Annotated in this window: 6 protein-coding genes; all 6 read left to right on the top strand. The window is 61.7% G+C overall.

The genetic code is table 11. From position 1 onward, the window contains the following. Positions 1–623, top strand: a 623-nt coding sequence (locus H4W29_RS31940) for an AraC family transcriptional regulator (protein ID WP_192732743.1), incomplete at its 5' end; no start/stop codon positions are given. 162 nt (positions 624–785) lie between these two features. Then, positions 786–2,963: a TonB-dependent siderophore receptor gene (locus H4W29_RS31935; RefSeq protein WP_192732742.1), complete on the top strand. Its 2,178-nt coding sequence runs from the start codon at positions 786–788 to the stop codon at positions 2,961–2,963. 91 nt (positions 2,964–3,054) lie between these two features. Beyond that, positions 3,055–3,834, top strand: coding sequence for an ABC transporter ATP-binding protein (locus H4W29_RS31930; protein ID WP_192732741.1), 780 nt, complete (start codon positions 3,055–3,057; stop codon positions 3,832–3,834). Between the two features lie 3 nt (positions 3,835–3,837). Next, positions 3,838–4,713: an ABC transporter substrate-binding protein gene (locus H4W29_RS31925; protein ID WP_192732740.1), complete on the top strand. Its 876-nt coding sequence runs from the start codon at positions 3,838–3,840 to the stop codon at positions 4,711–4,713. After that, on the top strand, positions 4,706–6,694 hold the full coding sequence (gene fhuB / locus H4W29_RS31920; RefSeq protein ID WP_192732877.1) for a Fe(3+)-hydroxamate ABC transporter permease FhuB: 1,989 nt from the start codon (positions 4,706–4,708) through the stop codon (positions 6,692–6,694). The genes H4W29_RS31925 and fhuB overlap by 8 nt, the downstream gene beginning before the upstream one ends. Continuing rightward, positions 6,691–7,740: a siderophore-interacting protein gene (locus H4W29_RS31915; RefSeq protein WP_192732739.1), complete on the top strand. Its 1,050-nt coding sequence runs from the start codon at positions 6,691–6,693 to the stop codon at positions 7,738–7,740. The genes fhuB and H4W29_RS31915 overlap by 4 nt, the downstream gene beginning before the upstream one ends. Positions 7,741–7,746 lie beyond the last annotated feature (6 nt).

Genomic DNA, 7,746 nt, shown 5'->3' with positions numbered 1-7,746 from the left:
CGGCCGATATGGAAGTCTGGGCCGATCTGGTGAATGTGCATTCCCTGCGCCATCTCGACATCCATTTCGATGTCGAGACCATCAGCCGAAGGCTCGGCGATGATCTCGATCCGCAGCGCCTCGCCAATGCGCAGCTCTTGTTTTCCGATGAGCGCCTGTTGTCGCTCGCCCAGCTGATTGCCGCCGAATGCGTCAATCCGCTGCCGCTGCATGATCTCTATGGCGACGGCCTGGCGCTCTCCCTCATCATCGATGTGCTAAAGCTCACCAAGGTGCAGCCGCGCAAGCGCAGCAAGCTTGCCGCCTGGCAATTGCGCCGCGCCACGGAATTCATCGAGGAGAATTGCCTGCGCAATATCCGCCTCGAGGAACTGGCTGTCCTGACCGGCCTGTCGCAATCGCATTTCAGCCATGCCTTCAAGGCTTCGACAGGCGTGGCGCCGCATCAATATCAGACCAATACGCGCCTTGAGCGCGCAAAACACCTGCTGGTCCGGAGTGAATTCCCGCTAACGACCATTGCCGTGGAAACCGGCTTTGCCGATCAGGCGCATTTTACCCGAGTCTTCCGCAAGCATCTCGGAACCACGCCGGCGAACTGGAAGAAGGCGCAGATTGCGTAATTGTAACACGTCCGAGCAATTGCGCGCACTGCGGAAAATTGCCCAAGAACGTTCAATTTCCACCCGATCGCGACAATCCGCCTGATTAAAATTGAGTTAAACACTCGACTTATTCAAGGCCATACCGTGGCAAGGCAGGCCACGGCACGAGTGGGGTATTCTATGCGAGCGCAGACCAGGGGTCTCATCATCAAGGCACATCTTCTAGCGGGAACGGCCGTCATTGGCATCATGGCGGCTCTGCCTGCCCTGGCCCAAGACGCCAATCCGACGCAACTGGCGCCGATCGTCGTCCAGAGTGCCAGCGATGATACCGCCACCGGACCGGTCAAAGGCTATGTCGCGAAGAATTCGTCCGCCGGTTCCAAGAGCGATACGCCGATCAACGAAATCCCGCAGTCGGTGTCTGTCATCGGCAAGCAGGAAATGGATGACCGCGGTATCACCAACAAGGTCGATGAAGCACTTCTCTATACACCTGGCGTCATAGCCCAGCCCTATGGCAACGACCCGGATACCGACTGGTTCTACATCCGCGGCTTCAACGCCACACAGACCGGGGTCTTCTTCGACAACCTCACCCTCTTCAGCTACGGCTTCGGCGGCTTCCAGATTGATCCCTTCATGCTGGAGCGTATCGATGTTCTGAAAGGCCCTGCCTCGGTTCTCTATGGCGGCGCCAACCCGGGCGGCATCATCAATCTCGTGCGCAAGCGCCCGCTCGACGAGCCGCTTTACTACACCGATATCGGCATCAACAGTAACGGCAACGCCTTTACCGGCTTTGATATCTCCGACAAGGTCGGCTCCAGCGACACAATGACCTATCGCATCACCGGCAAGATTGCCGGCGGCGATAATTATTCGGATTTCTCACATGATTTCCGTGGCTTCATCATGCCGCAGCTGGAAATCGCGCCTGACGACGCAACACGCTTCACGGTCTGGGGCTATCTCGGCGGCCTCGACCAGGTTCATACTGGCAACGGTTTCTTCCCCTATGTCGGCACGGTCAAGGATGCACCGTTCGGCAAGATTCCGCGCGACGCCTTCTACGGTGAGCCTGACATCGATGACGGCAGCTATGTCCAGAAGATGATCGGCTACGAATTCGAGCACGAGTTCGACAACGGCATCAAATTCTCCCAGAATCTACGTTACGGCCGCCTCGACAAGCATGAGATCGGTCCCTACCTCAACGGATGGGTCGGCGGCGTGCCCACCGGCCCCGACTACCTGCTTGGCCGCATCGGTTTCGAGGGCCGTTCCGGCGTCGATTCCTTCGGTATCGACAACCGACTGGAAGGCGAAGCCGAGTTTGGCGGTGCCACCCACAACATGCTCGTCGGCCTCGACTACAAATACTACAATCTCGACAATCTGCAGAAATGGCCGACGTGGCCGATTTCTGCAACGCCGATCAGCGCCACAGACCCGATCTACGGTCTGCCACAGCCGGCAAACAGCACACAGATCGATCAGGTCGTCACGCAGAGGCAGCTCGGCATCTATGGGCAAGACCAAATCCATTTCGGCAACGGCTGGCTGCTAACGCTCAACGGCCGTTACGACTATGTGGATACCGATTCCGACGCGGTCGTCGGGACGACCTACAATTCCGACGACAGCGCCGTCAGCGGACGTGTCGGCCTGGCTTACGAATTCGACAACGGCTTGACCCCCTACGTCAGCGCTGCGACCTTCTTCAATCCGCTGATCGGCACTGGCGTCTCCGGCGCCCTGAAGCCGGAAGAGGGCCAGCAATTCGAAGGTGGCATCAAATATGATCCGACCTTCATCGACGGCACACTGACGGCTTCCGTCTTCCACATCACCAAGCGCAACAATACGGTGACCAACCCTGCAACTTTCGCCCAGAGCCAGCTTGGCGAGGTCGTGTCGCGCGGTGCCGAACTTGAAGGCAAGGTCAACCTCACCGACAACTGGAAGGTCCTCGCTTCGCTTGCCTATACGGATATGGAAGTGACGGAAAACGACGCCAATCCCGCTCTTGTCGGTAAGTCGCCCTATATCGTGCCGAAGGTGACGGCCTCGCTCTGGGTCGACTACACGGTCACGACAGGCGTCATGGAAGGCCTGAGCTTCGGCGCCGGCGTACGCCATCAGGGAACGTCCTGGGCTGATGAAGCCAATACCGCAAAGGTGCCGGCTGCCACCCTCGTCGATGCGGCGATCCGCTATGAGAAGGAAAACTGGGGCGCTTCGCTCAACGTCGCGAACCTCTTCGACAAGGAATATGTCGAAAGCTGCGGCGGCCTGACTGTCTGCGGTTATGGCGATGCGCGCACGGTCACTTTCAAACTCAGCAAGAAATGGTAAGTTGACAAATCGAGTTCAGTTTTTCAGGAAGCTGCATGAAAGGGAGGGCTCGACCCTCCCGACCCCTTTGCAGCAAAGCCGGAGTTTCCTTGTGTCCACGCCCTTCCTGAACCTTACCGGGATCGACTATGCCATCGGCAACAGACCCATTCTTGATGGTATCGATCTGACGCTTGAGGCCGGCCGCATCTATGGCCTTGTCGGCCCGAACGGCTCCGGCAAGAGCACGCTGCTGAAAATCATTGCCCGGCAGATCGGCCCGAAGAGTGGCTCGATCTCCTTCGACGGCAAGGCGGACGCCGACTGGGGCAGCCGCGCCTTCGCCCGCCATGTCGCTTATATGCCGCAATTCACGCCTGCGACCGATGGCATGACGGTGCGAGAACTGGTGGCGCTCGGCCGTTTCCCCTGGCACGGCACGCTCGGCCGTTTCAGTGCCACCGACCACGACATGGTCGAGGAAGCGATCGTTCGCACAGAACTCGAGGATTTTGCCGATCGTCTCGTTGCCAGCATGTCCGGCGGCGAGCGCCAGCGCGCCTGGATCGCGATGATGCTTGCCCAGAACGCCCGCTGCCTGCTGCTCGACGAGCCGACATCGGCGCTCGATCTCGCGCATCAGGCAAGCGTGCTGTCACTCGTGCAGGAGCTCAGCCATGAACGCGGCCTGACCGTTGTCATCGTGCTGCACGACATCAATCTCGCAGCGCGCTATTGCGACGCAATCATCGCGCTCAACCGTGGTCGCATCACTGCCGAAGGCGCACCGGCCGAAATCATGCAGGCCGACATGCTGCAGTCGATCTTCGGCGTCGGCATGGGCGTCTTCCCGCATCCGGTTCGCAACGAGCCGGTCAGCTATCTGTTGTAGGCCATGGCATTTTTCTCCCGCAGGCAGTTTCTGACCGGTGCGGCGGCCGCGCTGTCGGCCCCCGCGCTCCTGCGGGCGGGCGACAGCCTGCGCGTCGCGACCCTCGATTGGGCCCTGCTCGAAACCCTGCTGGCGATCGGCGCCAATGTGGTTGCCGGAACGGAACTCCGCCAGTTCCGCGAGGTGGCGGTAACGCCTGTCGTTCCCGGTGGCGTCGCCGACCTTGGCCTGCGTGGTACGCCGAATTTCGAGGTGCTGCGGTTTGCCCGCCCGGAGCTGATCTTCAACTCGAATTTCTACGCCTGGGCGGATGCCCGAATGCAGCCGATCACGCCTGTAGAAAGCCACGCCATCTACAGGCCGGACGAAAGCCCTTACGCGCTTGCCGAACAGGCAACGATCGCGATCGGCGAACGGCTGCAGCTCGCCGCCGCAAGGCAGCTCACCGAAGAGATTTCCGCCAAGCTCGACCGTTACAAGACGGGTTTTGCAGCAGGCGACGGCCGGCCCGTAATCCCGATCAATCTCGGTGATGCCCGGCATTTCCGCGTCTTCGGCTCCGACAGCATGTTCGGCGAGGTGTTGAAGCGTGTCGGGCTCACCAACGCTTGGCGGGACGCAACCAGCTATTCGGCCGCCGCGCCCATCGGCATCGAAACGCTCGCGTCGATGCCGGATGCCTGGATCGTCATGATCCCGCCTCACCCGGCAGAGGCGATCGAGGCACTTTCGACCAGCGCCTTCTGGAATGCGCTGCCGGCGGTGCGGGAAAAGCGCGTGTTGATTCTTGGCTCCATCAATCCCTATGGCGGGCTGCCGGCTGCCATGCGTTTTGCCGATCTTCTGCAGGAGGGGCTTGGTCATGCATGGAATGGTTAGTGTCGCTCGGCCTGCCCGCGGTCCGAGTATTCCATTTGCAGCGATCGTGCTTCCGGCCCTTTGCATCGCTGCCTTCACGCTTCTGATCGCAACGCGCCCGCAGGTACCCGGCGATACCGCTCAAGCCGCCATGCTCGACGGCGTGTTGCTCTGGAACAGCATCCTGCCTCGCGCCGTGCTGGCGCTGATCGCTGGTGCGGCACTCGGCCTTTCCGGTACGCTGCTGCAGCGCGTGCTGCGCAATCCAATTGCCGACGCCTCGACGCTCGGTATTGCCTCCGGTGCGGAACTGGCGATGACGGCAGCCCTCAGCTTCTCGCCGCTGCTATCAGGGTTTTCGCGTGAGATTGTCGCCTTCGGCGGCGGGCTCGGGGCCGTCGCGATCGTGCTGGCGCTCAGCTGGCGACACGGGCTCGATCCGGTCACTGTCGCGCTCTCAGGCATGATCGTCAGCATGATCGCCGCCGCGTTGAGTGTTACGCTCATCCTGGCGCGCGGCGAATATGCCATGTCGATCTATATCTGGGGCGCCGGTTCGCTCAGCCAGCAGGACTGGAATGGCGTGCTTTCGCTCGGGCCACGCCTCATCCTCGGTTTCGCTGCTGCCATGCTACTCGTACGGCCGCTCCGCATTCTGACGCTCGATGATAACAGCGCCAGGAGCCTCGGCCTCGCGCTGCATTCCGCGCGGTTTGCCATTCTCGCTCTTGCCGTCTGGCTCGCAGCCTCGGTCACCGCCGAAGTCGGCGTCATCGGCTTTCTCGGCCTCGCTGCCCCTGCAATCGCAAGGCTCTTAGGCGCGCGCAGCGCTGGAAGCCTGATGATCGCAGCACCGCTGACGGGTGCCGGACTGTTATTCCTCACCGATTGCCTGACACAAATCCTCAGCCCCGGCTTTACCGATCTCGCTCCAACGGGGGCTGCCACCGCTCTGCTCGGTGGGCCGCTACTGCTTTTCCTGCTGCCGCGCGTGCATTCCGTCTCGGCGGTCGCCGCGCAATCGACAGCGACTTTCAAGAGGCTTTCCAAACCTCTGGTCACTCTCGCCGGACTCTCTGCTGCGATCATTTTGCTCTTTGTCGTCTTCCTCACCCTAGGCCCAGCTGAGGACGGCTGGCATTTTGCCACCGACATGCCGTTCAGCGATCTCCTGCCCTTCCGCCTGCCGCGCACCATCGTTGCGGCGGGCGCCGGCGGCATGCTCGCGGCAGCCGGGTTCATCATGCAGCGGGTGACCGGTAATCCGATTGCAAGCCCGGAAGTGCTCGGGATCAGCAGTGGTGCCGGCGCAGGGCTGACGGTGGCGCTGTTCGTCTTCGGCTTCCCTTCGCCCGTCATCATGCTGATCGCCATGGCGCTCGGCGCGCTGGCCGCCTTCAGCGCCATGATCGCCATTTCAGCACGCACGCAGTTCTCACCGGAGCGCATGCTGCTCGCCGGCGTCGGCATCGGCGCCTTCGCCATGGCGATCGTCACCATGGTGCTCGCACAGGGCGATATGCGCGGTTATGTCCTGCTCACCTGGCTCTCCGGCTCAACCAATCGCGCCAGCGCCTTTGAGGCCTGGACGGCTGTGATCTCGCTCGTCGTGCTGGTCGCGCCACTGCCCTTCCTTCGCCGCTGGCTGACGATGCTGCCGCTTGGCGGCAATTCCAGCCGCGCGCTCGGTCTTCGCGTCGGCGCCAGCCGTCTGGTGCTTGCCGTCCTCGCCGCATTGATGACCGCGATCGCCTCCTTCCTCGTCGGTCCGCTCAGTCTCACCGGGCTCATAGCACCGCATCTTGCGCGGCTCGCCGGCTTCCATCGGCCTGGCCAACAGCTTGCGGCGAGCGTGCTCTTCGGCGCCTGCGTACTGATGACGGCGGACTGGCTTTCACGCGTCGTCATCTATCCCTATCAGGTGCCAGTCGGCCTCTTCGCGGCGCTGATCGGCGGCCCCTATCTCATCTGGCTGCTTTCGCGAAAGGACATCAAGCAATGATGGCTGCACCTTTTACCGCATCCGGCGTTGCAATCGCCGTCGACCCCGGCAGGATGCTCGATGAGCTTTGCTCGCATTTCGTCGAACACAGCACCGTCAAACGCGACGGCGATCTGGTGACGCTGGAGATGACCATCGGCAAGGCGGATATCCGCCACGAAGGCCCGAAGCTTGCGATCGAACTCTCCTGCAAGAGTGCGCGGGCGCTGCAGAATGTCCGTTCGGTGCTGGCCGAGCATCTCTTCCATTTCGCCGGTGAAGACACGCTGGAGCTGACGTGGTCGGATGCGCCGAAGGCTGACCGCCTGCCGGACCTGCGCGAAATCCGGATGATCGGCGCCCGCAACATTAGCCCGCATATGCGCCGGGTAACCGTTGCCTGCGATGATACCGAACATTTCGCCCACGGCGGCCTGCATTTCCGTCTGTTGATTCCGCCGAAAGGCCGAACGCCGGTCTGGCCGAAGCTGCGCGCGGACGGTCGCATCGAATGGGCAAAGGACGAGGACGCACTGACCGTGCGTATCTATACATTCCGTAGCATCGATCTGGAACGCGGCGAGATCGATATCGATTTCGTGCTGCACGAGGGTGAAAACATGCCCGGCGCTGAATGGGCCGTGAATGCGCAGCCCGGTGACATTGCCGGCGCGCTCGGTCCCGGTGGCGGTGGTGTCCCCGAAGCCACGTCGATGATCCTTGCGGGGGACGAGACGGCACTGCCCGCGATCTCGCGCATCGCCGCAGAAGTTCCCGTGGGAACACAGTTGCGTATCTTCCTCGAAGTTGATGGTCCTTCGGAAGAATTGCCGTTGCCGTCCGCCGGCACAGTCGAGCTTACCTGGATGCATCGCAACGGCGCACCCGCCGGCACAATGGGTCTTATCGAAAGCGCCATCAAAGGCGCCCTGGCCGACGCCGAAGCCGACACTTTCGTCTGGGCCGGTTGCGAACGGTCCGAGGCCAAGCGCATCCGCGATTTCCTCAAGACCGAGCAGGGCCACGACCGTCACAAGATGAGCATCGGCGCTTACTGGGAGCGGTAAATCCGT

The organism is Rhizobium viscosum, assembly GCF_014873945.1.
In the GTDB taxonomy this organism is placed as follows: Bacteria; Pseudomonadota; Alphaproteobacteria; order Rhizobiales; family Rhizobiaceae; genus Rhizobium; species Rhizobium viscosum.
The sequence above is the reverse complement of the archived record's forward strand: the minus strand, read 5'-3'. Positions and strand labels throughout refer to the sequence as shown.

Bases quoted from the DNA above. Each gene is read 5' to 3' on its own strand.
- H4W29_RS31935 (WP_192732742.1), top strand. From the start codon at position 786: ATGCGAGCGCAGACCAGGGGTCTCATCATCAAGGCACATCTTCTAGCG.
- H4W29_RS31925 (WP_192732740.1), top strand. From the start codon at position 3,838: ATGGCATTTTTCTCCCGCAGGCAGTTTCTGACCGGTGCGGCGGCCGCG.
- fhuB (WP_192732877.1), top strand. From the start codon at position 4,706: ATGGTTAGTGTCGCTCGGCCTGCCCGCGGTCCGAGTATTCCATTTGCA.
- H4W29_RS31915 (WP_192732739.1), top strand. From the start codon at position 6,691: ATGATGGCTGCACCTTTTACCGCATCCGGCGTTGCAATCGCCGTCGAC.